This is a genomic window from Actinoplanes sp. CA-030573, assembly GCF_050951115.1.
Lineage (GTDB): Bacteria > Actinomycetota > Actinomycetes > Mycobacteriales > Micromonosporaceae > Actinoplanes.
In genome coordinates this window covers 2,758,599-2,779,364 of the sequence record NZ_CP192038.1, presented here as the reverse complement: position 1 = coordinate 2,779,364, position 20,766 = coordinate 2,758,599, and the positions used below count along the sequence as shown (strand labels likewise).

Here is a 20,766-nt window from a genome sequence, read left to right as displayed (position 1 = left end):
AGTGGTCGGGGACGCCGAGCATCGCCGCCGATCCAGGTGACCGGGAAATGATCGAGATCGCGACGCACCGCAACATCTCCAGCGGCATCACGACGCTGGAGTTCGAGGGCGCGCTCACCATCGACGCGATACCCCCGGTCCGGAAGGCGACCGGCAAGGCGGCCGCGGAGTGCCCGGCGGCGGTGCTGGCCGACCTGTCCGGGCTGCGCGAGGCGGTGCCGTCGCTGCTGAGCGTCTTCGCCACGGCGACCGTCGACGCGCGGCGGAGCTGGGGTGTCCCGCTCCTGGTGTGCGCCCCGAACCCGCAGGTGCGCGGCGGTCTGGCCGCCTTCCGGCAGCACCTGGCCGTCTACGAGACCCGCGCCCAGGCGTCGCTGGCCGCCCAGGCCCACGTGCCGCTCTGGGCCTGGAAGCGCCTCCCGCCCGCGCCCACCACCGCGCGGACCGCCCGCGACGTGGTCGGCGACGCCTGCGACGCCTGGGGCCTGTCCCACCTGCGCGAGGCGGCCCGGCTGGTGGCCTCGGAGCTGGCGGCGAACGCGATCCGCCACGCCCGCACCGACTACGACATCACCGTGAGCTTCACCGGCACCTACCTGCGCGTGGCGGTGCGCGACGGCAGCCACGCCCCGCCCCGCCCGCCCGCCACCGCGCCGAAGACCTCGGTCATGCCCCCGGGCGGCCGCGGCCTGCACCTGATCGGGCGCCTTTCCACCCACTTCGGCCACGTCGACCTGCCCGACGGCAAAATCGTCTGGGCCCTGCTCCGGGCCGCGTCCTGACCCACCCGCCCCGACGTGGCGCCGCTGCCTCCTCGCCGCAGCCGTCGCGGGCTGTGGATCGCCGCCGCCGCGGCCGTTGCCGTCGTCGCGGCCGGCGTGATCGTCGCGGTCGTCGCGGGCGGTGACGACGGCAAGGACGGCGGCGATCAGGCCCGGACCGTCCGGATCGGCGTCGCCGACGCCTCCGAGCCGTACTGGAAGACGTACGCGGACCTGGCCAAGCAGCAGCTGAATGTCACCGTTAGCACATCCAGTACCTGGCGAACTACAACGTCACCTCGAACGACGACCTGCAGCCGATCGGGGCCACCGCGGTCTACCCGCTGCCGCTGTACTCCCTGAAGTACAAGTCGCCCTCGGCGCTGCCGGCCTCGGCCAAGGTGGCGATCCCGAACGACGCCATCAACCAGGCCCGCGGGCTGCTGGTGCTGCAGTCGGCCGGCCTGGTGACCTTGAAGAACGGCGGGTCGGCGTTCTCCGGCACGTCCGACATCGAGACCAAGAAGGTCGACGTGGTGACGCTCGACGCGTCGCAGACCGCGGGCGCGCTGCAGGCCGGCTCGGTGGCGGTGGCGATCGTGAACAACAACTACGCGACCAGCGCGAAGCTGGACAAGGCGGCGGCGATCTTCAAGGACGATCCGGCGAGCTCCAGCGCCGCGCCGTACGTCAACGTCTTCGTCGCCCGTGCCGGGGACAAGGACAACCCCACGTACCTCAAGCTGGCCGCGCTCTACCACGACGCCTCGGTCGAGCAGGGTGTCCAGCAGTCCAACGGAGGCACCGCGGTCTTCCGCCAGGTGTCCGCCTCGGACCTGCAGGGCCTGCTCAAGACGGTGCAGGACCAGGCCGTCGCCGCCGGCAAGTGAAGGCCAGCCACGTACGCCTCGAGCATGTCACCAAGACCTTCACGCGCGGCCGCAACGGCGCGCAGGTCGTCGCCCTGGACGACGTCAGCCTCGACGTCGCCCGGGGCGAGGTGTTCGGCGTCATCGGCCACTCCGGCGCCGGCAAGAGCACGCTGATCCGGCTGATCAACGGGCTGGAGTCCCCGACGTCGGGGCGGGTGCACGTCGGCGACCAGGAGATCACCGCGCTGCCCGAGCGCGACCGGCGTGCCGTACGGCGGGACATCGGCATGATCTTCCAGCAGTTCAACCTGTTCCGGTCCCGTACGGTCGCGGGCAACGTCGCGTACCCGCTGAAGGTGGCCGGCGTCGGCCGCGCCGAGCGGGACCGGCGGGTCGCCCGGCTGCTCGACTTCGTCGGGCTCCTCGACCGCGCCCACGACCATCCGGAGCAGCTCTCGGGCGGCCAGAAGCAGCGGGTCGGCATCGCCCGCGCGCTGGCCACCGAGCCCTCGCTGCTGCTGGCGGACGAGGCCACCAGCGCGCTCGACCCGCGGACCACGGGAGAGGTGCTGGCGCTGCTCGGCCGGGTCAACCGCGAGCTCGGCGTCACCGTCGTGCTCATCACGCACGAGCTGGACGTGATCCGGGCCGTCGCCGACCGGGTCGCGGTCATGGACGGCGGCCGCGTCGTCGAGGAGGGCGCGATCTACGACGTCTTCGCCAACCCGGGCACGCCGGCCGCGGCCGACTTCGTCCGCGGCGCGCTGCGCGACCGGCCGTCGCCGGAGACGCTGGCCCGGCTGCGCCACCGGCACCCCGGACGGATCGTCACCGTGACCCTGCGCGACCGCACCGGCTTCCAGACCGCCCTGGCCAAGACGTTCCTGGCCCACGACGTCGCCGCCGACATCATCTACGGCGGCATCGACGAGCTGCAGGAACGGCCGATCGGCAGCCTGACCTTCGAGCTGACCGGCCCGGACGGCGGGATCCGGGCGGCCCTGGACGCCCTGCGCGCGGACGGCATCATCCTGACCGAGGAGGCCTGACGTGGACGAGTTCCTCGACAACCTGCCCGTCTTCCGGGAGGCGATCGGGCAGACCTTCTACATCGTGCTGATTTCGGTAGTGGTCGGTGGCCTGCTCGGCCTCGGCATCGGCCTGGTCCTCTACGCCACCCGCCCGGGAAGCCTGCTCGCCAACCGGCCCGTCTTCATCGCGGTCAACATCCTGGTCAACATCGTGCGGCCGATCCCGTTCGTGATCTTCCTGACCGCCATCCAGCCGTTCATGCTGGTCACGATCGGCACCACCATCGGCACCGACGCGGTCACCTTCGCGCTGTCGCTGGCGGCGGCGTTCGCGGTCAGCCGCATCATCGAGCAGAACCTGCTCGCGGTCGACCCCGGCGTCATCGAGGCGGCCCGGGCGGCCGGCGCGCGGCCGCTGAGCATCCTGCTCACCGTGGTCGTCCCCGAGGCCCTCGGCCCGGTGATCCTCGGCTACACCTTCATCTTCGTCGGCGTGGTCGACATGTCCGCCCAGGCCGGTCTGTTCGGCGGCGGCCTCGGCGACTTCGCCGTCACCTACGGCTCGCAGCGCTACAACTGGACGGTCGTCTACATCACGGTGGCCACGATCATCATCATCGTCCAGGCCGGCCAGTTCCTCGGCAACAGCCTCGCCCGCCGGGCCCTGCGCCGCTGACCGGGCCGCACCGCCCGCCGGCGATGAGTTTCAGCACCGGGCCCGGTCTGTCCTGACGACAACCGGCTGAGGAGGAACCATGGGCAAGGTCATCGCATCCATCACGACGTCGGTCGACGGCTACGTCACCGGCCCCGACGACGGGCCCGAGCTCGGCCTCGGCCGCGGGGGCGAGCGCCTGCACTACTGGGTGATGGGCGGGCCGTGGACGTACGAGGGCGGCCACGACTTCGCGATGCACGGTCCGGACAAGGAGTTCTACGACGAGCTCGTCGCGACGATGGGCGCCGGCGTGGTCGGGCGCGGGATGTACGACGCGGCCGGCGCCTGGGGCGGGACCAACCCGTTCCCGGGGACGCTCTTCGTGCTGACCCACCGCACCGCGGACCAGCCGGCGAAGGAGTCGGGCTTCCGGTTCGTCGGCGACCTCGACACGGCCCTCGCGGGAGCGACCGAGGCGGCCGGGGACGGCGACGTCGCGATCGGTGGCGGCGCCGCCGTCATCCGGCAGGCGCTGGCGGCCGGAAAGGTCGACGAGCTGGTCATCTCGACCGCGCCGGTGATCCTCGGGCGGGGCAAGCGGCTGTTCGAGGGGTTCGACCGCGACGTCGACCTCCGGGTGGTCAAGGCCTACAGCTCGCCGCTGGCCACCCACGTCCGCTACGCCGTCGTCAGGTCGTGACCACCCGGGGGCGCGCCGCGGCTCGCCGCCGGCTCGAACAACTCGACCGGATTACCGGCCGGGTCGTCGAGCACGATCTGCCGCCCGCCGGGACCACTCACGACATCGCTGCGGACCGCCACCCCGGCCGCCCGCAGCCGGGCCACCTCGGCGTCGATGTCCTCGACGAGCAGATGGATGCGGTTCCAGCCGCCGGGGCCGGGCTTGCGGCCGTCGGGCATCGGGCGGCCGGCCGAGCTCTCCGGGCCCGACAGCAGCAGGCGCAGATGGCCACGGCGCACATCGGCGAAGGCCGGCGGGAAGGTGGTCTCGCCCGGGACGAACCCGAGATGCGTCGTGTAGAAGTCGATCGCGACCTGGACGTCGTCGACCAGGTAGCGGACGTGCACGGTGGAATCCATGGCGCCTCCCTCGGCCGGGTGTCGCTGACCACCGCAGGTTACATCAAAACGATTTGATGCAATAGCGTCGCCGGAGGATGCGGGTCCGCGCCTAAAATCGAGCGGTGGGCGACGGCTTCTCCGACCATGACGACCTGCTACGCCGGCGGGGCCTGGCGGACGCGCGGGAACAGCGCCTTGCCGTCCGGGAGGAGGCCTCGGACCGGCGCGACGCCGAGATCGACGCCTGGTCCGGGGACGTGGAGCGCCGGGAGCATATCGTGAGCTTGCGGGAGCGGGCCGCGGACGGGCGCGACCGCCGGGCCGAGCGCCGCGAGGAGGCGGCTGACGAGCGCACCGCCGCCGCCGACCGCCGCGATCGGACGGCCGATCGGCGGGATGCCCTGGCCGACGAGCGGGAGCGGCTGGCGGACGTACGGGAAGAGCTCGCCGACCAGCGTGAGATCGACGCCGAGCTCTACCGCGGCGATGTGGACCACTGACCGCGTCGCGCGAGATCGCGGTTGCCGGCGGCGCCGCCGAAGTTGACTGTGGAAAACGCCGCGAAAATGTCGTAGGCCCGGCCTATGGTCGCCCCCACCCAGTTCCGGGTGGGGTTTGCTCACCGCAGTTCCGAGGTCGGTCCGCTCAGCGCAGTTCCGAGAGGGGTCTGATCAACGCAGTGGGAACATGCCGACGCGACCGTGGTACTCGTGGCCGAGCTCATCGGTGTCCGAGCCGACCAGCAGCCCCTGCGGGACCGCGACGAAGGCACGCACCCCGACGCCGCGGCTTCGGGTCGGGTTCCAGGACAGCGCCCGCCCGGTGGCGGGGTCGACGGCGCCGATGCCGGGGCGCATGACGGCGCCCGGGCCCGGTGTGTAGACCGGCGGCTTGCCCGGCTCCTTGATCTTGTGGCCGTTCGGGTTGTCCAGGTAGAGCTGGTGCCCCCCGAGGTAGACGGCGGCGCCGGTGACCGCGACGGCGGACAGCGAGTTGCCGCCCGTGTGCTGCACCCACACCGGGTCGTGCTTGCCGGAGCCGGCGGTCTGGAAGCGGGCGGCCGCGTCGCACAGCTTCACCGGCGACGAGGTTCCGCCGGTCGTCACCACCACGATGTACGAGCCGTCCGGCGAGAACTTCACCTGGCGCAGGTACGCGTCGAACTTGGGAGCGCAGGTCTCCGCGAACGCGTCGGTGTACCAGTCGGTCAGGGCCGCCCGGGAGCCGGAGACGTCGAACATCGCGATGCGGCCCCGGGTGGTCGTGCCGGCGAGCTTGAGCGCCCCGACCACCACCAGCCGCCGGCCGTCGGGCGACAGATCGAAGCTCTCGACGAAGGTCTCGCGCATGCCGGGCGCCGACAGCCGGGCGTCGAAGCCGGTGTCGAGCGCGCCGGTGGTGGCGTCGACGCGGGCCAGGCCGGCCCGGCGCACGCCGTTCATCGCGGTGAAGGTGCCGCCGGCGTAGACGCGGTGGTCGCGCTGGGCCAGGGCCCGGACGTCGCCGTAGTTGACCGTGGCGCGGAAGGCGCTCACCCGGTCGCCGCTCAGCGACAGCCGGGCCAGGCCGCGCTGCCGTACGCCGTTGACGGTGGTGAAGTTGCCGCCGGCGTAGACGGTGTCGCCGGGGCCGGCGGCCAGCGCGTGCACGCCGCCGTCGACCGCCGGTGCGAACGAGCGGACCGAGCCGTCGTACAGGTCGAAGGCGAAGATGTTGCGCCGGGCGTAGGTGTGCCGGCGCGTGCTGTCGGCGACCTTGGTGAACTCGCCGCCGACGATCACCGTGCGGCCGACGACGGTCATCGCCCAGACGGCGCCGTCCAGCACGTGCGGGGTGTACCTGACCGGATGCTCGGAGACTACCGCAGGCTGCGCGAGATCCGCGGCGGCGGGGGTGGTGACCCCGGTCGTGGCGGCAATGACCACGAGAAGGGCGGCAAGCACACGTTGCATCGGTCGGTCCTCGGACGTCGGAGTTGGTTGATCAATTTGATCAACGAGGCACCGGGCCGGGGGTGGCGACTCATCCGGCAGGAATGAGGACTTCCCGGGCGCGCGGGAACGATAGTGAGGCGCCAGACCCCGAGGAAGAGGTGCGTGATGTCCCGACCGATGACCTCCACCCTGCTCGTCACCGGCGCCGCTCTCACCGTGATCGGCGGCATCATCGGCATCGCCGGTGCGACCGTCACCACGATCGCGGCGGCCGTCGCCGCCCGTCGGCGCATCGAACAGATGGAGACCCCGCCGTCCGAGCTGGCGCGCCGGCAGTGGCGCCGGGCCCGGACCGCCGTCTCCGCGGGCGCCGGGGCGTGGCGCGACGGCGACGCGCCCCCGCTCGCCTGAGCGCCGGCCGGCGGCGCTCAGTAACGGCCGGCGAGGGCGCCGGTCAGGTGGCCGATCACCGCTCGGGCGTCGTCCTCGATGCCGCTGATGAACGACGAGCGGCGCCGGCGCAGCATCGGCAGGCCCAGAGCGTAGAGGCCGGGCGCGTCGACCACGCCGCCCTCGTGCCGCAGCCGGCCCTTCTCGTCGAGCACCGGTACGTCGAGCCAGCCGTAGTCGGGGCGGAAGCCGGTCGCCCAGAGGACCGAGCCGATCTCGCCGCCGCGCAGGTCCAGCCGCAGGCGGGTGGTGGCCGGGGCGACGGTCGGCGCGAACCGCTCGGACGGGCCCACCTCGGCGTCGCGGCCGGTGGCGCGGGCCCACTCGTCGAACGTGGCCAGCAGCCGGTTCATCTTGAGGTCGGCGAGCGAGCACACGTTGCGCAGGCCGCCGGAGAACAGGGCGACCCCGTCCCGTACGGCCGCGAACCGCCCCACCAGCTCGACGCCGAGCGCGGTCAGCGCGTTGAGGTCGAGCGTCTCGCGCCCGGGCGTGCCCACCAGCTGCGGCGAGGGCAGCCGGCGAGCCCGGGTGAGGTCGTCGACCTCGTCGAACCGCTGGTCCCACACGCCCGACTCGTGCATCCACCACAGCACGTCACGGCCCCGGTAGACGCGCGGCAGCCGGACGTGCTCCCCCACCGCCAGCGTGACCTGGCGGCCGGACCGTTGCAGTTCGGCCGCGAGCTGGACCCCGGTCGCCGAGGCGCCCACGACCAGCACGCCGCCCTCGGGAAGCTGGCCGGGCCCGCGGTACGCGAGCGGGGTCAGCTGCTCGACCGGCGACGGCAGCGCCGCGGCGAAGGCCGGCACGGTCGCCACGTTGCAGGCGCCGCCGGCCAGCACGACCGAGCGGCAGAGCAGGTCACCCCCGCTGGTCGAGACCCGGTAGCCGGCGCCGGCCGGGCGCACCGAGGTGACGTTCGTGCCGGTGCGCACCGGCGCCTGGACGGCCCGGGCGAAGCGCTCGATGAACTCGACCACCTCGCCCATCCCCATGTAGCCGTCGGGGTCCGGGCCGTCGTAGGCATGGCCCGGCAGCCGGCTCAGCCAGTTCGGCGTGAGCAGCCGCAGCGAGTCCCAGCGCTCGCGCCGCCACGAGTTGGCCACCTCGCCGCGCTCGAGGACGACGTGATCGACCGATCGGTCGGTGAGGAAACGGCTGGCGGCCAGGCCGGAGTGCCCGGCGCCGACGACGACCGTGGTGATGCTTTCTATGACTCTGCCCCGATCAAGCGACTTCGACGGTGATGTCGGTCGGGTTGGTCAGGGCGTCGTAGACCGCCGACCGCTTCTGCGACTGGGCCACCAGCGCCTCGATCTCCTCCTTGGAGGCGTCGGCGTCGATGTGGAAGGTGACCTTGACGTCGTTGAAGCCGTTGCGGACGTCGCTGTCGGCGCCCAGGATGCCCCGGATGTCGTGGTTGCCCTCGACCGTGGCCTCGACCGAGCGCAGCTGGATGCCGCGGTTCTGCGCCACCGAGGCGACGCCCGCGGTCAGGCAGCCGGCCAGGCCGACCAGCAGGTACTCGATCGGGGTGATGCCCTGGTCCTCGGCCGCGAAGACCTCGGGGTGGTCGGCCGAGAACACCGTCTCGTTCTTGTGCTGCTGCTCCTGACCGAGGCCGAAGAACTTCTGCACGCTGGTGGTGCTGTGCACGCCGTTCTCCCACTTCGAGGCTGCCCGCCAGGTGAACTGGGCCGCCTCGGGCGCGCCCTTGAGGGCCTCCCGCGCTTCCAGCAGCGCCTGCACGTTGACCCCGTTATCCACCGTCGTCATGTGCCGATTCTCCCTTTCGACCGGTATCCTACTAACCCCATCGGGATTCGCGACAACAATACTGGCCTGCCCAGACGCCGTATAGCTATAGTCGCCCGCATGGTGACACGCTCGACCCTTCCGGCCGGCTCGGTCGGCACCGTCGAGACGCGGTACCTCGACCTGCCGGCCCCGCTGCCGCTCGACTGCGGCCGTGAGCTGCCCGCGGTCCGGGTGGCCTACGAGACGTACGGCACGCTCTCCCCCGCTCGCGACAACGTCATCCTGGTCTGTCACGCCCTCAGCGGCGACGCCCACGCGGCCGGCTTCTCGGCGACCGCGCCCGCCGCGAGCACCCGCGACGGCTTCGCGGCGGAGAGCCGGGACGGCGCCGCCGGCAAGGCCCTGGGCTGGTGGGACGGCATGATCGGGCCGGGCAAGGCGTTCGACACCGACCGCTACTACGTGGTCTCGACGAACCTGCTCGGCGGCTGCCGGGGCACGACCGGGCCGTCGTCGGCCGACCCCGCGACCGGCAGGCCGTACGGCTCGAGCTTCCCGGTCCTCACCGTCGCCGACATGGTGCGCTGCGAGCGGGCGTTCCTCGACGAGCTCGGCATCGAGCGCCTGGCCGCGGTGGCCGGGGGCTCGCTCGGCGGCATGCAGGCGCTGCAGTGGGCGGTCATGTATCCGGAGCAGGTCGACGCGATCGTGGTCATCGCCTCCACCCACGCGCTGCACCCGCAGGGGGTGGCCTGGAACGCGATCGCGCGCGAGTCGATCATGCGGGACCCGGACTGGCAGGGCGGCGACTACTACGGGACCGGCCGGCGGCCGGACGCGGGGATGGGCGTGGCCCGGATGGTCGGGCACATCACCTACCTGTCGGCGCCGGCGCTCGACGAGCGGTTCGGCCGGCGGCTCCAGTTCGCCGACGACATCCGCTACACGATCGGCGAGCCCGAGTTCGAGATCGAGAGCTACCTCGACCACCAGGCCGGCTCGTTCGTGCGGCGCTTCGACGCCAACACCTACGTGCGGCTGTCCCGGGCGCTGACCTACTTCGACCTGGCCCGCGAGCACGGGGACGGCTCGCTCACCCGGGCGCTCGCCGGCGTCTCCGCCCGTACGTTGTTGATCGCTTTCAGCTCTGACTGGCTCTACCCCCCGATCGCGTCGCAGCAGATCGAGCAGGCGTTGACCGAGCTGGGCAAGCCGGTCGAGCTGCACGTCATCGACGCGCCGTACGGCCATGACTGTTTCCTGCTGGAAGAAGGCCGGCAGACGCCGCTGGTGAGGCGGTTCCTGCACCGAGAAGGAGAGACTCCCGAGTGATCGAGCAGGCGCACGAGTTCGGGTTCGAGACCCGCCAGCTGCACGCCGGGCAACGGCCGGAGCCGAACACCGGCGCCCGTGCCGTGCCGATCTTCCAGACCACCAGCTACGTGTTCGAGGACCCGGAGTCGGCGGCCGCCTACTTCAACCTCCAGGAGTACGGCAACACGTACTCCCGGATCATGAACCCGACCGTGGCGGTCTTCGAGGAGCGGGTGGCCAACCTCGAGGGCGGGTCCGGCGGGGTCGCCTTCGCCAGTGGCATCGCGGCCCAGGCGGCGGCCCTGTTCACGCTGCTCGAGCCCGGTGACCACGTGGTCGCCTCGTCGGCGCTCTACGGCGGCACCGTCAACCAGCTCAAGCACCTGCTGCGCAAGATGAACGTCGAGCTCACCTGGGTCGATCCGGACGATCCGGACGCGTGGCGCAAGGCGGTCGGCCCGGCCACGAAGGCGTTCTTCGGCGAGACGATCGGCAACCCCGGCGGCAACGTCCTCGACATCGAGACGGTGGCGGCGATCGCCCACGAGCACCAGCTGCCGCTGATCGTGGACAACACGTTCGCGACGCCCTATCTGTGCCGCCCGATCGAGTGGGGCGCCGACATCGTCGTCCACTCGGCGACCAAGTTCATCGGCGGGCACGGCACCAGCATCGGCGGGGTGGTGGTCGAGGCCGGCACCTTCGACTGGTCCAACGGCCGCTTCCCGGTGGTGGCCGACCCCTCCCCCGCCTATCACGGCCTGCAGTTCCACGAGACGTTCGGGACGTACGGCTATCTCATGAAGCTGCGCGCGGAGACGCTGCGCGACCTCGGCGGGGCGCTGTCGCCGTTCAACGCCTTCCTCTTCCTGCAGGGCCTCGAGACGCTGTCGCTGCGGATGGAGCGGCACGTGGCGAACGCACTGAAGGTGGCGGAGTTCCTGGAGTCGCACCCGCTGGCGTCCCGGGTCGGGCACCCGGGCCTGGCCGCCAGCCGCTACCGGCCGCTGGTCGACAAGTACCTGCCGCGCGGCGCGGGCGCGGTGTTCTCGTTCGACTGCGCCGGCGGGCGGACCGGCGGCCAGGACCTGATCCGCAACGTCACGCTCTGGTCGCACCTGGCCAACGTGGGCGACGCCAAGAGCCTGATCATCCATCCGGCGAGCACGACCCACCGCCAGCTGAGCGACGAGGAGCTGCAGGCGGCGGGGGTCGGCCCGGGGACGGTACGGCTGTCGGTCGGCACCGAATCGGTGGAGGATCTGATCTGGGACCTGGAGCAGGCGCTGGGGAAGGTGGCGGCGGCATGAGCGGGCTCGAGCGGTACCAGGACGTGACGAACATCCAGCGGGTGCTGCACACGGCCCGGACCATCGCCATCGTCGGCCTCTCCGGCAACCAGCTGCGGGCCAGCAACTTCGTCGGCTACTACGCCAAGCGGCACGGCTACCGGGTCATCCCGGTCAACCCGCGTGAGACCGAGATCCTGGGCGAGACCAGCTATCCGAGCCTGCGCGACGTGCCCGATCCGGTCGACGTGGTGAACGTCTTCCGGGCGCCCGGCGCGCTGCCGGAGATCGCGCGCGACGCCGTGGCGATCGGGGCGGGCACCCTCTGGTGCCAGTTCGGCGTGATCAACCTGGAGGGTGCGCGGATCGCCGAGGAGGGCGGGCTCACGGTGATCATGGATCGGTGCCTCAAGGTCGAGCACGCCCGGTACGTGGGCCGGATGCACTGGCTCGGCTTCAACACCCAGCGCATCACCGCCGTACGCACCGGGTTGCAGTAGGCGCGATCATGCCGTCCACCCATCGTGGCCAGCGCGAGCCCTTCGTCTGGGAGGGTGGCGAGGTGCTCGCGTACAAGGAGGACGACGACACCTACCGATCGGTGACCCGCCAGGTCCTCACCGGCGCGGAGCACGGCCAGGGCACGTCGCTGCGCTACTTCGAGGTCGGTCCCGGCGGCCACACGACGCTGGAGCGGCACGAGCACACCCACGTCGTGGTGCCCATCCGGGGCCGGGGCCACGCGCTGATCGTGGACCGGGTGGTGCCGCTCGCGACCCACGACGTCGCCTTCGTCCCGAGCTGGGGATGGCACCAGTTCCGGGCGTCCGGCGACGAGCCGTTCGGCTTCCTCTGCGCGGTGGTGGTGGATCGCGACCGGCCGGTGCTGCCCACCGGCGAGGACCTTCGCGAGCTGCGGCGCGATCCGGAGATCGCGGCTTTCATCCGGGTCTGACGGTCGCGGCCACGAGCCGTTCGGCCGCTCTTCGCGGATCTCCACCGCGCCGCAGGTCACCGCCGACCAGAAAGAGCGTCTCCGGCCCGTACGCGTCGAGCAGCTCGGGCGCCCGATCGATCGACATGCCCCCGCCCGGCGTGGGCAGCGTGGGCGCCAGGCCGTGCAGCGGTCGCCGGGCCGCCGCCGCGATGGCCAGGCACTCGTCCCGCCCGAGGCTGAACCGCCCGCCCCAGCTCGGGAAGATCGTCGCGTCGGCGCCGGCCAGCCGCAGCAGCGTGCCGAAGAGCACGTCGGGGGCGATGCCGTGGCTCGCGGAGGCGGTGAACCCGCCCAGGAACGAGGGGTGGGCGAGCACGATGCCGCCGTCGAAGAGCTCGGCCGCGTGCGCGAGCGCCCCGAAGCCGGCGACCCCGGGCATGACCAGGACTCCGTGTGCACCCGCCGTCCGCGCGAACCGGACCTGCTCGCCGAAGCCGGCGGCGGCGCCGTTGACGACCGGGAGGTAGACGCTGTGGCCGCCGGTGTCGTCGTTGGCGCGGCGCACCGCCTCGGCCACCCGCGGCACCCGCTCGGCGAACGGCGCCCACGGCTGGTTGGCCAGGCTCTGGTCCTCCTTGACCACGTGCAAGCCGCCGGCGGCGACGTCGTAGGCGAGAGTGGCCAGCTGCTCGGGGGTCGTCCCCACCGGCTTGAGCGCGGTCGCGAGCAGCGGCCGGACCGGCTCGGCCACCCGGGCCCGGATGCCGGCGATGCCCAGGCGCGGCCCGGGGAGCGCGGCCGCCAGCGAGGCGGGCAGGGTGAGGTCGACCAGGCGTACGCCGTCCTGGAGCGAGACGTTGCCGAGCAGCAGGACCAGCAGCTGACCGAGCTCGCCGCCGGCGAGCCCGGCCGGATAGTCGACGGTGACCAGCGCCGGGCGCCCGGCCCGCTCGACCACCGACCGCACGTGCGCGAGCGAGTCGCGCACCGCGTTCGCCGGCGCCAGCTCGGTCGGCAGCTCGTGGCTCTGCTCGACCGCGACCAGCTCCGCCCGCCCGGCCGGGTCGTCCGCGGTGATCTCGTAGACGGCGGTGATGACCTCGCGCATACCCCCGACCCTAGACCTGGTAGACGAGTGGGTCTACTTACGGATCACCGCTCGGCACCCGCGGAGGAAGGCGCCGCCGGCGGCGGCCGGGTCACCCAGGTAGCCGGCGACCATCGCGCCGTCGCGCAGCAGCATCAGCTCGTCGGCGACGGCCGCCTGGTCGTGCAGGCCGAGCGGGGCGATGAGCTGCTCGAACATCGCGCGGTACCAGGCCCGGTGCCGGTCGACGACGCGACGCACCGGACCGTCGGGGTCGGGGTACTCGGCGGCGGCGTTGATGAACGGGCAGCCGCGGAAGCCGGGACTGCAGGCGACCGCGCCCAGGCCCTCGGAGATCAGGCGCAGCGCGGTCTCGGGGTCGCCGCCGGCCCGGGCCACGGCGCCGCCGACGCCCTCGCGCTCGATCGCCGCCCGCCCCTCCAGATAGGCCACGACCAGGTCGTCCTTGGTGCGGAAGTGGCGGTAGAAGGTGACCTTCGTGGTGCCGACCCGCTCGATGATCCGATCGGCGCTCACCGCCCGCAGGCCCTGCGCGTAGAAGAGCTCGGTCGCGGCCTCGATGAGGCGTTCCCGTACCGGCGTCGTCACGGCTCCCATGGTACGGACCTCACATCCTCTTGCGCTTCGCGGTGCCGGCCGGGCATCCTGATGTCCGTTCGTAGAGTTACTAGTTAGTCTACCTAAAGAGGCCGTCATGACCGCTGTCGCTTCCACCACCGCCGGCATCGCCGCGCCGCTCCGCCGGCTGTACTTCGCCCGCTTCGGGTTCGCACTGGTCTGGGCGGCGCTGCTGTTCGCCTCCGGCCGGCACCTCGGGCCGCTGAGCGTGACGCTGCTGGTGCTCTATCCGCTGTTCGACGTGGCCGCCGCCGTGGTCGACGCGCGCTCGACGCGGAACGCCGCCCTCTACGTCAACATCGCGATCAGCGCGGCGGCCGCCGGCGGCCTGGCGATCGCCGCGGCCGCCGGGATCCCGGCGGTGCTGCGGGTCTGGGGCGCATGGGCGATCGTCTCCGGGCTGGTGCAGCTCTTCGTCGGCGTCGGCCGGCGCCGCCTGGGCGGGCAGTGGCCGATGATCCTCAGCGGGGCCATCTCGACGCTGGCCGGCACGTCCTTCATCGTGCAGGCGGCCGCGGACGGCGCCTCGCTGCGCGGCCTGGCCGGCTACGCCCTCCTCGGCGGCATCTTCTTCCTGGTGTCGGCCCTGCGCCTGGGCCGCGCCGGCGACCGCTGAGGCCGGCGTCTGGTCAGCCGCGGCGATTGGTGGCAGCGTGGATCCACCCGCGACGACGGGAGGCTCCGGTGACGCACCCGCCCACCACCGACATCCTCACGCACGGCTCCGACCGGCCGCGCCGGCTCTCGCGGCGCGGCCTGGCCGCCCTCATCGCGCTGGCGCTGGCGGTGGCCGGCGGCCTGACCGCATGGCGGCTGCGGCCGGCGCCGGCGCCGCCGTTCACCGGGTCCGATCTGCAAGGGGTGTACGCGGGCATGGTCCGCTCCGACGGCACCAACGACGCCTCGGTCATCGACCCCCGCCGCGTGGCCGCCGAGCCCGGCACCGTCACGCCGGCCGCCTGCGAGCCGCTGTTCGAGGCGAGCGTGCTCAACCGGCCGCCGCCCGGCGCGCTCGACGGCGTCGGCACGTTCTGGGCGCTGCGCCCGTCGGCCGTCTCGCTGTTCAGTTACCGGTTCGCCGGTGCCGCGGGCGCCGGCCGGGAGCTCGCCCGGCTGGCCGGCGCCCTGAGCGCCTGCGGCGGCACCCGGGTCTCGGTGACGGGCCGGCTCACGGCTGACGGGGAGCTGGCGGCGGTGCGGCGGGATCGCGTACAGCTGGCCTATGTCCTGACCGCGAGGGATGGCACCAAGCTCGCCGTGCACGTGCTCGCCTTCAGCAACACGGTGTCGTGGCAGTACCGGTACGAGCCGGTGCCCGGGCCCTACGACCCGCTGGTCGCGCAGAACGTGATGGACTCGCTCGCCGACCAGATGCGCGCCGTCCAGCAGCTGCACCGGCGGGTCCATCGTGGAGCGGCGGCAACGGGGCTGCGCCGGAGGTGATCGACTGTTATCTTTGCCTGCGCCGGGCCGCCAACCGGCGGCTCGCTGTTCCAAACGGGGGAATGCGATGCGACGCAAGCATGCTCTGACTCTGGCCGCGGTCGCGGCCATCACCGCCGGTGTCTTCGCGGGCGCCTGGCCCGCGTACGCCGACGGGCCGCCGCCGCCCGCGCCGACCGTCTCGGCCGATCCGAGCTTCCCGGAGCCGCCGCACAAGCCGATCCCGACCGGCTCGGCCGATCCGACCACGCCGCCGACCGCCGAGCCGACGCTGAGCCCGCCGCCGTTCCCGCCGGGCGGCGACGAGCCGTGCGACCCGGTCGACCCCGAGTGCTTCCCGCTGCCGCCGGGCCACCCGGTCTCGCAGCCGCCGACCACCGAGCCGCCGGCGACGGCCGATCCGTCGGTCACGCCGCCGCCGTTCCCGACGTTGCCGCCGGACGACCCCGAGGACGGGTAGTCAGGCTTCCAGCGGAGGCAGCAGGAGCTCCACTCCCCCGTCGACGGCCAGGGCCAGCAGCGTGGCGTCGTCCAGGGCCGGCGACCGGGCGAGCGCCCGCAGCACCGCCTCCGGACCGGCCGGTACGGCCAGCGCCAGCAGCCTGACCTCGCCGCCGCGCGAGCGGATCTGCCAGGGCCGGCCGCGCGCGCAGACCGCCGCCTCGCCGGGGGCCACCGTGCGGCCGGTCGCGCCGGAGAAGACCTCCGCGTGGCCGGCCACCACGTACAGGACCAGGTCGGAGCGCCGCGCGAGGCAGCGCCGCAACGCCGTACCGGCCGCGATCGTCACCTCGGTGAGGCCGGCTTCCGTCATGCCGCCCACCGTCCCCGGCGCCGCTGGTCGTGCGCTGGTCGGCGGCGACCAGCGCGGCACCAGCGCGCCGCCAGCGGCGTCCCCGACCGTCATCGGCATGACAGACACCACCATCACCGCCACCACCACCCCGGCGGCGACCCTCGTCAACCGCAAGAGCGCGATCAAGGAGATCGCGGTCTTCCTCGGCACCACCGCGGCCCTGCTCGCCGCCAGCACCACCGTGGCCCTCGGCCAGGACGTCGACGTGCGGCACATCGACGACGCCACCGCGCTCGGCCAGGCCGCGATGTACGGCCAGGCCGCCTTCCCGCTGATCGGGGCGCTGGTGGCGCGGCTGGCCACGCACGGCACGCTGCGCCGGCCCGGGTTCGGCTTCCGCCGTACGTCGTGGCGCAGCATCGGCATCGCCTGGCTCTACGCGCTGGCCGCCACCCTCGCCGGCGGCGTGCTGGTGTGGGTGACCGGCGCGGCCGGCTTCGATTCCGGCGGCCTGAGCCCGTCGGTGCTCCTCGGGCTCACCGTGCTGACCCTGCCGTACATCCCGCTGGCCATCGGCGAGGACATCGGCTGGCGCGGCGTGCTGGTCAACCGGCTGGCCGAGATCAGCGGCCCGCGCACGGTCGTGCTGGTCGGCGGGCTCGCCTGGTCGGCCTTCCACTGGCCGCTCATCCTGCTGCTCGGCGGCACCCCGCAGGGCGTACCCCCGATCATGGGTGTCGTGCTGTTCACGGTGTTCAACACCGCGCTCGGTGCCGTCCTGGCCAACATGCAGCTGCGCTGGGGCATCTGGCCGGGCGTGATCGCCCACGCGGTCGGCAACGCCGTGATGTACCACGTGCTCACGCCGCTCACGGTGGAGAACGCGCACAGCGGGTGGTTCGCCACCGAGACCGGCCTGATGTCCGTGATCACCGGTATCGCCGGGGCGCTGCTCTGGTGGCGGTTTGCTCCCCTGGTGCGTACGCCGGACGGCGGCACCGCGCCGGGCACCCGCCGCTGATCATGAGGCCACCGGCCGGACAGCGCCTAGGCTGCTCCGGTGCACATGGAAATCCGGGTGCTGGGCCCGACCCGCGCGATCTCCGACGGAGCCGAGCTGGACCTCGGCGGGCGACGGCCCGCCGATGTCCTCGCGTTGCTGGCCGCCGCCGAGGGCGAGGCGGTGCCGGCCGAGGTGCTGGCCGAGCGGCTCTGGCGGGGCCGGCCGCCGGCCACGGCGCTGACCACCCTGCAGGGGTACGTCGCCCGGCTGCGCCGCCTGCTGGAGCCCGGCCGCCCGGCCCGCGACGCCGCGATCCTGGTGACCCGCGGCAACGGGTACGCGCTGGAGCTGCCCCGCGACGCGGTCGACGCGCACCGGTTCGCCGACCTGGTCGGCCGGGCCCGGGACGCCGCCTCCGCCGCCGAGCGGGCCGAGCTGCTCGCCGGGGCCCTGGAGGCGTTCCGCGGGCGGCCGTACGACGATGTCGCCGACGTGGTGGACGTGCAGCCGGCCCGGGTCCGGCTCGAGGAGCTGCGGCTGGCCGCCGTCGAGGAGCTGGCCGAGGCGCGCCTGACCCAGGGCCGCGGGCCGGAGCTGGTGGCCGACCTGGTCGCGGTCGCGGCGCAGAACCCGCTGCGGGAACGGGCGCAGGCCCTGCTCGCCCGGGCGATGTACCAGGCCGGACGGCAGGCCGAGGCGCTGGAGGTGCTGCGCCGGGCCCGGGAGCTGCTCGCCGGGGAGCTCGGGCTGGACCCGGCGCCCGAGCTGCGCCGCCTGGAGGCCGCGATGCTGCGCCAGGACGCCGGCCTCGCGGCTCCTCCCGCGCCGGCCGTTTCCGCCGCGTCTTCCGCGCCGACCGCCTCCGCCGCCGCGTCTTCCGCGCCGACCGCCTCCGCCGCCGCTCCTTCCTCGCCGGTCTTCGCGGCCGCTCCTCCCCCGCCGATCGCCTCTCCGCCCTCTTTGCGGCCGACCGCCGGGTTGGGCGCACCCGCGGTCGAGGCGGACGGCTTTGTCGGGCGCCGGGTGGAGCTGGCGGCGCTCGAGGAGGCCTGGGCGTCCGCCGGCGCCGGGCGCACCACCGCCGTCGTGGTCACCGGCGAGCCCGGGATCGGCAAGACCCGGTTGGTCGAGGCGTTCGCCGGTCGGGCCGGCGCGACCGCCCGCTGGGGCCGGTGCTCGCCGATCGGCGGGGCGCCGCCGTACTGGCCGTGGCAGCAGATCCTCGGCGGCCTGCCCGACGCGGCGGCAGGTGGCGATGCCGGGGCCCGGTTCGCGCTCGGTCTCGAGGTGACCCGCTGGCTGCGCGCGCTGGCCGCCGACCGGCCGGTGCTGATCGTCCTCGACGACGTGCAGTGGGCCGACCCCGACTCGGTGCACGTCCTGGAGATCGTGCTGTCCGAGCTCCGCGACGCCCGCGCGGCCATCGCCGTGACGTGCCGGGAGGAGGCGGCCGCCGAGCCCGGGCCGGCCCGGATCCTCGCCCTCGCCGCCCGGCTGCCGGGCGCCCGCCGCCTGGCGCTGACCGGGCTCACCCGGGACGAGGTCGGCGCCCTCGCGACCGGCCTGCGCGGCCACGACCCCGGGCCGGACGCGGCGCGGTCGCTCGCCGAACGCTCCGGGGGCAACCCGTTCTTCGTGACCGAGCTGGCCGTGCTGACCGCGCCGGCCGCCGGCGACGCGGTGCCCGCGGGCGTCCGCGACGTGCTGCGCCTCCGGCTGGCCGCGCTGCCGGAGGAAGCCGCCGACCTGGTCGGCGCCGTGGCGGTGGCCGGCCGCGACGTCGCCGTGGCCATCGTCGCCGCCGCGCTCGACCGCCCCGGCGCGGCCGCGTCCTCGGCCGTCCGCTCCGACGTCGACGCCGCGGGGCGCTCCGGCCTGGACGCGGCGGGCTTGCCGGCTTCGCGCTCCGGCCCGGACGCGGCCATCTCTCCCGCCCTGCGCTCCGGGCTGCTCGCGGAGCCGGCGCCGGGGCGGTTGCGGGTGCGGCACGACCTCGTCCGGGAGGTGGTGCTCGCCGAGCTCGGGCCGGCGCGCCGGGCGGCCTTGCACGGACGGCTGGCCGACGCGCTCGAGGCGGCGGCGGCCGCGGCCACGTCGGCGGCCGCGATCGCCGTGCACCGCAGCGAGGCCGCCGCCGGCGCGCCCGATCCGGCCGCCGCCCGGGCCTGCCTGCGGGCGTCCCGGGAGGCGTTGGACCGGGCCGGCGACGGCGAGGCGGCCGAGCTGGCCGCGCGGGGGCTGGCGCATGTCCCGGCCGGCGAGGAGGACCTGCTCGCCGACCTGCAACACGTCCGCGGGGCGGCGCTGCGCCGGCTCGGCCTGCTGGAGGAGAGCGCCGCCGCGCTGCGGGCCGAGGCCGAGGTCGCCCGCCGGCGCGGCGACGACGACCGGCTGGCCCGCGCGGCGCTGGCGTCGGCCGGCGGAGGCGTGGGCGGCTACTGGGCCTCGGTCGGCGCGCCCGCCGCCACCGACGTGCGGTTGCTGGAGGACGCCGCCGCCCGCGCCGAGCGGCTGGAGCCGACGCTGCGCTCGCAGGTGCTCGCCGCCCGGGCCGTGCAGCGGGCGTCAACCGGCCACGACGACGGCCCGGCCCTGGCCGAGGCGGCCTCGGCGACGGTCGACGAGGCGGCCTCGGCGGTGGCCGACGAAGCGGCCGATTCGCCGACCGCGGCGCAAGCGCCGGCCGACGCCGCGGGAGCGCTCGTTGCCGCCCGGGCTCGCGCCGCCGTGGCGGGATTCGTGGCCCGGTGGACGCCCGACCGGGCGGCCGGCCGGGTGGATCTCGCCCGGGCCATGTTGCGCGCGGCCGCCGACCATCCCGCGTACGAGGCGACCGCCCTCCATCTCCTGCGCTGCGCGCTGATGGGGACCGTGCAGGCCGAGGAGTGCGACGCCGTCTCACGGCGGTACACGCGGCTGGCCTCCCGCCGCGGGGACGGTGATCTGCTGCTGCTCGACTCGTGGTGGCACGCGGGGCTGGCGCTGGCCCGCGGCGACTACGCCGAGGCCCGGCGGATCGCCGACGAGGCGGTCACGGCCGCGCCCACCGTCTCGCCGGCCGCGGCCGAGGTGACGCGGATGTCGCGGCAGACCGTGGAGGGCATCATCGCCTGGCACGAGCACCGCCTGCCCGAGGTCGTCTCGGAGGTCGTCGACCTCGCGGCGACCGTCGACCCGGACTGGCTGGGCGTGCTCGCCCAGGCGCACGCCCAGGCCGGCCGGCGCGAGGTCGCCTACGCCGCGATCGATCGGCTCCGCGCCTATCCGGGCGCCGGCGTCCGCGAGCCGGTGCGGACGATCCTGCTCGCCGACGTCTACCTCGAGCTGGGCGACGCCGAGCGGGCGGCAGCATTGCTGCCGGCCCTGCGGGCGTACGGCGACACGGTGATCGTGCTCTGGGCCGGCACCACGATGCTCGGCCCGGCCTCGCTCTACCGCGGCGGCGTGCTGGCGCTGCTCGGCGACCCGGCGGCCGGGGCCGAGCTGGACCGGGCGGCGGAGATCTGCGATCTGTTCGGCTTCGCCCCGTTCGCGAAGCGGGTGGAGAAGCTTCGCTGAGCGACCCTTTTCGGTCACTCTCGCGAGCTACGGGTTCCCCCGCACCGGATCGGGAAACGATCGACGGTCATCGCCTGCCCAAATGGTCGATGTCGATCGATCTCCGCGCGTGCCTAGCGTCGGCTGGTCCACAAGGGAGGACCGAATCGC

24 protein-coding genes are annotated in these 20,766 nt (G+C 74.0%); 17 read left to right on the top strand and 7 right to left on the bottom strand.

From position 1 onward, the window contains the following. Positions 1–47 precede the first annotated feature (47 nt). From ACQP2F_RS12880 to ACQP2F_RS12855, 6 genes are all read left to right on the top strand, one after another. A complete protein-coding gene (locus tag ACQP2F_RS12880) occupies positions 48–782 on the top strand; it encodes an ATP-binding protein (protein ID WP_433303742.1) in 735 nt (244 codons plus the stop codon). A 15-nt stretch (positions 783–797) separates the two neighbouring features. Further along, the gene (locus tag ACQP2F_RS12875; RefSeq protein WP_433303740.1) at positions 798–1,124 is read left to right on the top strand and encodes a hypothetical protein; all 327 of its coding nucleotides are present in this window, start codon (positions 798–800) and stop codon (positions 1,122–1,124) included. Next, positions 1,031–1,651, top strand: a complete 621-nt coding sequence (locus ACQP2F_RS12870) for a MetQ/NlpA family ABC transporter substrate-binding protein (RefSeq protein WP_433307464.1) — start codon at positions 1,031–1,033, stop codon at positions 1,649–1,651. The genes ACQP2F_RS12875 and ACQP2F_RS12870 overlap by 94 nt, the downstream gene beginning before the upstream one ends. Beyond that, positions 1,648–2,682, top strand: a complete 1,035-nt coding sequence (locus tag ACQP2F_RS12865) for a methionine ABC transporter ATP-binding protein (protein WP_433303738.1) — start codon at positions 1,648–1,650, stop codon at positions 2,680–2,682. The genes ACQP2F_RS12870 and ACQP2F_RS12865 overlap by 4 nt, the downstream gene beginning before the upstream one ends. Before the next feature lies 1 nt (position 2,683). Then, positions 2,684–3,340: an ABC transporter permease subunit gene (locus ACQP2F_RS12860; protein WP_433303736.1), complete on the top strand. Its 657-nt coding sequence runs from the start codon at positions 2,684–2,686 to the stop codon at positions 3,338–3,340. A 79-nt stretch (positions 3,341–3,419) separates the two neighbouring features. Continuing rightward, positions 3,420–4,022 (top strand): dihydrofolate reductase family protein, encoded by a 603-nt coding sequence (locus ACQP2F_RS12855; protein WP_433303734.1) that lies wholly within the window; start codon positions 3,420–3,422, stop codon positions 4,020–4,022. Here ACQP2F_RS12855 and ACQP2F_RS12850 read toward each other — a convergent pair. After that, positions 4,001–4,423, bottom strand: coding sequence for a VOC family protein (locus ACQP2F_RS12850; protein WP_433303732.1), 423 nt, complete (start codon positions 4,421–4,423; stop codon positions 4,001–4,003). The genes ACQP2F_RS12855 and ACQP2F_RS12850 overlap by 22 nt on opposite strands. A gap of 104 nt (positions 4,424–4,527) precedes the next feature. Between ACQP2F_RS12850 and ACQP2F_RS12845 the strand changes: the two genes are divergently transcribed. Beyond that, complete coding sequence (locus ACQP2F_RS12845) at positions 4,528–4,905, top strand: hypothetical protein (protein ID WP_433303730.1); 378 nt, start codon at positions 4,528–4,530, stop codon at positions 4,903–4,905. 171 nt (positions 4,906–5,076) lie between these two features. On the opposite strand, the gene ACQP2F_RS12840 is transcribed toward ACQP2F_RS12845, so the two are convergent. Continuing rightward, positions 5,077–6,357 carry a PKD domain containing protein gene (locus tag ACQP2F_RS12840; protein WP_433303728.1) on the bottom strand — a complete coding sequence of 427 codons (1,281 nt, stop codon included), beginning with the start codon at positions 6,355–6,357 and terminating at the stop codon, positions 5,077–5,079. Positions 6,358–6,504: 147 nt separating this feature from the next. On the opposite strand from ACQP2F_RS12840, the gene ACQP2F_RS12835 reads away from it, so the two are divergent. Then, positions 6,505–6,750 (top strand): hypothetical protein, encoded by a 246-nt coding sequence (locus ACQP2F_RS12835; protein WP_433303727.1) that lies wholly within the window; start codon positions 6,505–6,507, stop codon positions 6,748–6,750. Positions 6,751–6,767: 17 nt separating this feature from the next. On the opposite strand, the gene ACQP2F_RS12830 is transcribed toward ACQP2F_RS12835, so the two are convergent. Both ACQP2F_RS12830 and ACQP2F_RS12825 read right to left on the bottom strand, forming a co-directional pair. Beyond that, complete coding sequence (locus ACQP2F_RS12830; protein ID WP_433307462.1) at positions 6,768–7,961, bottom strand: NAD(P)-binding domain-containing protein; 1,194 nt, start codon at positions 7,959–7,961, stop codon at positions 6,768–6,770. Between the two features lie 58 nt (positions 7,962–8,019). Then, the gene (locus tag ACQP2F_RS12825; RefSeq protein ID WP_433303725.1) at positions 8,020–8,568 is read right to left on the bottom strand and encodes an OsmC family protein; all 549 of its coding nucleotides are present in this window, start codon (positions 8,566–8,568) and stop codon (positions 8,020–8,022) included. Between the two features lie 99 nt (positions 8,569–8,667). Here ACQP2F_RS12825 and metX point away from each other — a divergent pair, with 99 nt between their 5' ends. From metX to ACQP2F_RS12805, 4 genes are read left to right on the top strand one after another with little or no spacing between them, the layout of a single operon-like run. Beyond that, positions 8,668–9,882, top strand: coding sequence for a homoserine O-acetyltransferase MetX (gene metX, locus ACQP2F_RS12820; RefSeq protein ID WP_433303723.1), 1,215 nt, complete (start codon positions 8,668–8,670; stop codon positions 9,880–9,882). Further along, positions 9,879–11,174: an O-acetylhomoserine aminocarboxypropyltransferase/cysteine synthase family protein gene (locus ACQP2F_RS12815; RefSeq protein ID WP_433303722.1), complete on the top strand. Its 1,296-nt coding sequence runs from the start codon at positions 9,879–9,881 to the stop codon at positions 11,172–11,174. The genes metX and ACQP2F_RS12815 overlap by 4 nt, the downstream gene beginning before the upstream one ends. Continuing rightward, complete coding sequence (locus ACQP2F_RS12810) at positions 11,171–11,653, top strand: CoA-binding protein (protein WP_433303721.1); 483 nt, start codon at positions 11,171–11,173, stop codon at positions 11,651–11,653. Before ACQP2F_RS12815 ends, ACQP2F_RS12810 begins: the two co-directional genes overlap by 4 nt. Before the next feature lie 8 nt (positions 11,654–11,661). Then, on the top strand, positions 11,662–12,108 hold the full coding sequence (locus ACQP2F_RS12805) for a cupin domain-containing protein (RefSeq protein WP_433303719.1): 447 nt from the start codon (positions 11,662–11,664) through the stop codon (positions 12,106–12,108). Here the strand turns inward: ACQP2F_RS12805 and ACQP2F_RS12800 are convergent. Then, positions 12,095–13,198, bottom strand: coding sequence for a RuBisCO large subunit C-terminal-like domain-containing protein (locus ACQP2F_RS12800; RefSeq protein WP_433303717.1), 1,104 nt, complete (start codon positions 13,196–13,198; stop codon positions 12,095–12,097). The two genes, ACQP2F_RS12805 and ACQP2F_RS12800, sit on opposite strands and share 14 nt — an antisense overlap. Positions 13,199–13,231: 33 nt before the next feature. After that, entirely contained in the window at positions 13,232–13,786 is a 555-nt protein-coding gene (locus ACQP2F_RS12795; protein ID WP_433303715.1) for a TetR/AcrR family transcriptional regulator, read from the bottom strand. 106 nt (positions 13,787–13,892) lie between these two features. Between ACQP2F_RS12795 and ACQP2F_RS12790 the strand changes: the two genes are divergently transcribed. The 3 genes from ACQP2F_RS12790 (at position 13,893) to ACQP2F_RS12780 (ending at position 15,719) form a co-directional block, all read left to right on the top strand. Next, positions 13,893–14,432 (top strand): hypothetical protein, encoded by a 540-nt coding sequence (locus ACQP2F_RS12790; RefSeq protein WP_433303713.1) that lies wholly within the window; start codon positions 13,893–13,895, stop codon positions 14,430–14,432. A 68-nt stretch (positions 14,433–14,500) separates the two neighbouring features. Beyond that, positions 14,501–15,259 (top strand): hypothetical protein, encoded by a 759-nt coding sequence (locus tag ACQP2F_RS12785; RefSeq protein WP_433303711.1) that lies wholly within the window; start codon positions 14,501–14,503, stop codon positions 15,257–15,259. Between the two features lie 67 nt (positions 15,260–15,326). Beyond that, entirely contained in the window at positions 15,327–15,719 is a 393-nt protein-coding gene (locus ACQP2F_RS12780; RefSeq protein ID WP_433303710.1) for a hypothetical protein, read from the top strand. On the opposite strand, the gene ACQP2F_RS12775 is transcribed toward ACQP2F_RS12780, so the two are convergent. Then, positions 15,720–16,172: a hypothetical protein gene (locus tag ACQP2F_RS12775; RefSeq protein ID WP_433303708.1), complete on the bottom strand. Its 453-nt coding sequence runs from the start codon at positions 16,170–16,172 to the stop codon at positions 15,720–15,722. Here ACQP2F_RS12775 and ACQP2F_RS12770 point away from each other — a divergent pair. Together ACQP2F_RS12770 and ACQP2F_RS12765 are read left to right on the top strand one after the other, a co-directional pair. Then, positions 16,171–17,076 carry a CPBP family intramembrane glutamic endopeptidase gene (locus ACQP2F_RS12770; protein ID WP_433303706.1) on the top strand — a complete coding sequence of 302 codons (906 nt, stop codon included), beginning with the start codon at positions 16,171–16,173 and terminating at the stop codon, positions 17,074–17,076. The two genes, ACQP2F_RS12775 and ACQP2F_RS12770, sit on opposite strands and share 2 nt — an antisense overlap. A gap of 45 nt (positions 17,077–17,121) precedes the next feature. Then, positions 17,122–20,616 (top strand): BTAD domain-containing putative transcriptional regulator, encoded by a 3,495-nt coding sequence (locus tag ACQP2F_RS12765; protein WP_433307461.1) that lies wholly within the window; start codon positions 17,122–17,124, stop codon positions 20,614–20,616. Positions 20,617–20,766 lie beyond the last annotated feature (150 nt).

Bases quoted from the DNA above. Each gene is read 5' to 3' on its own strand.
- ACQP2F_RS12880 (WP_433303742.1), top strand. From the start codon at position 48: ATGATCGAGATCGCGACGCACCGCAACATCTCCAGCGGCATCACGACG.
- ACQP2F_RS12855 (WP_433303734.1), top strand. From the start codon at position 3,420: ATGGGCAAGGTCATCGCATCCATCACGACGTCGGTCGACGGCTACGTC.
- ACQP2F_RS12850 (WP_433303732.1), bottom strand. From the start codon at position 4,423: ATGGATTCCACCGTGCACGTCCGCTACCTGGTCGACGACGTCCAGGTC.
- ACQP2F_RS12840 (WP_433303728.1), bottom strand. From the start codon at position 6,357: ATGCAACGTGTGCTTGCCGCCCTTCTCGTGGTCATTGCCGCCACGACC.
- ACQP2F_RS12835 (WP_433303727.1), top strand. From the start codon at position 6,505: ATGTCCCGACCGATGACCTCCACCCTGCTCGTCACCGGCGCCGCTCTC.
- ACQP2F_RS12825 (WP_433303725.1), bottom strand. From the start codon at position 8,568: ATGACGACGGTGGATAACGGGGTCAACGTGCAGGCGCTGCTGGAAGCG.
- metX (WP_433303723.1), top strand. From the start codon at position 8,668: ATGGTGACACGCTCGACCCTTCCGGCCGGCTCGGTCGGCACCGTCGAG.
- ACQP2F_RS12810 (WP_433303721.1), top strand. From the start codon at position 11,171: ATGAGCGGGCTCGAGCGGTACCAGGACGTGACGAACATCCAGCGGGTG.
- ACQP2F_RS12805 (WP_433303719.1), top strand. From the start codon at position 11,662: ATGCCGTCCACCCATCGTGGCCAGCGCGAGCCCTTCGTCTGGGAGGGT.
- ACQP2F_RS12800 (WP_433303717.1), bottom strand. From the start codon at position 13,198: ATGCGCGAGGTCATCACCGCCGTCTACGAGATCACCGCGGACGACCCG.
- ACQP2F_RS12790 (WP_433303713.1), top strand. From the start codon at position 13,893: ATGACCGCTGTCGCTTCCACCACCGCCGGCATCGCCGCGCCGCTCCGC.
- ACQP2F_RS12780 (WP_433303710.1), top strand. From the start codon at position 15,327: ATGCGACGCAAGCATGCTCTGACTCTGGCCGCGGTCGCGGCCATCACC.
- ACQP2F_RS12770 (WP_433303706.1), top strand. From the start codon at position 16,171: ATGACAGACACCACCATCACCGCCACCACCACCCCGGCGGCGACCCTC.
- ACQP2F_RS12775 (WP_433303708.1), bottom strand. From the start codon at position 16,172: ATGCCGATGACGGTCGGGGACGCCGCTGGCGGCGCGCTGGTGCCGCGC.
- ACQP2F_RS12765 (WP_433307461.1), top strand. From the start codon at position 17,122: ATGGAAATCCGGGTGCTGGGCCCGACCCGCGCGATCTCCGACGGAGCC.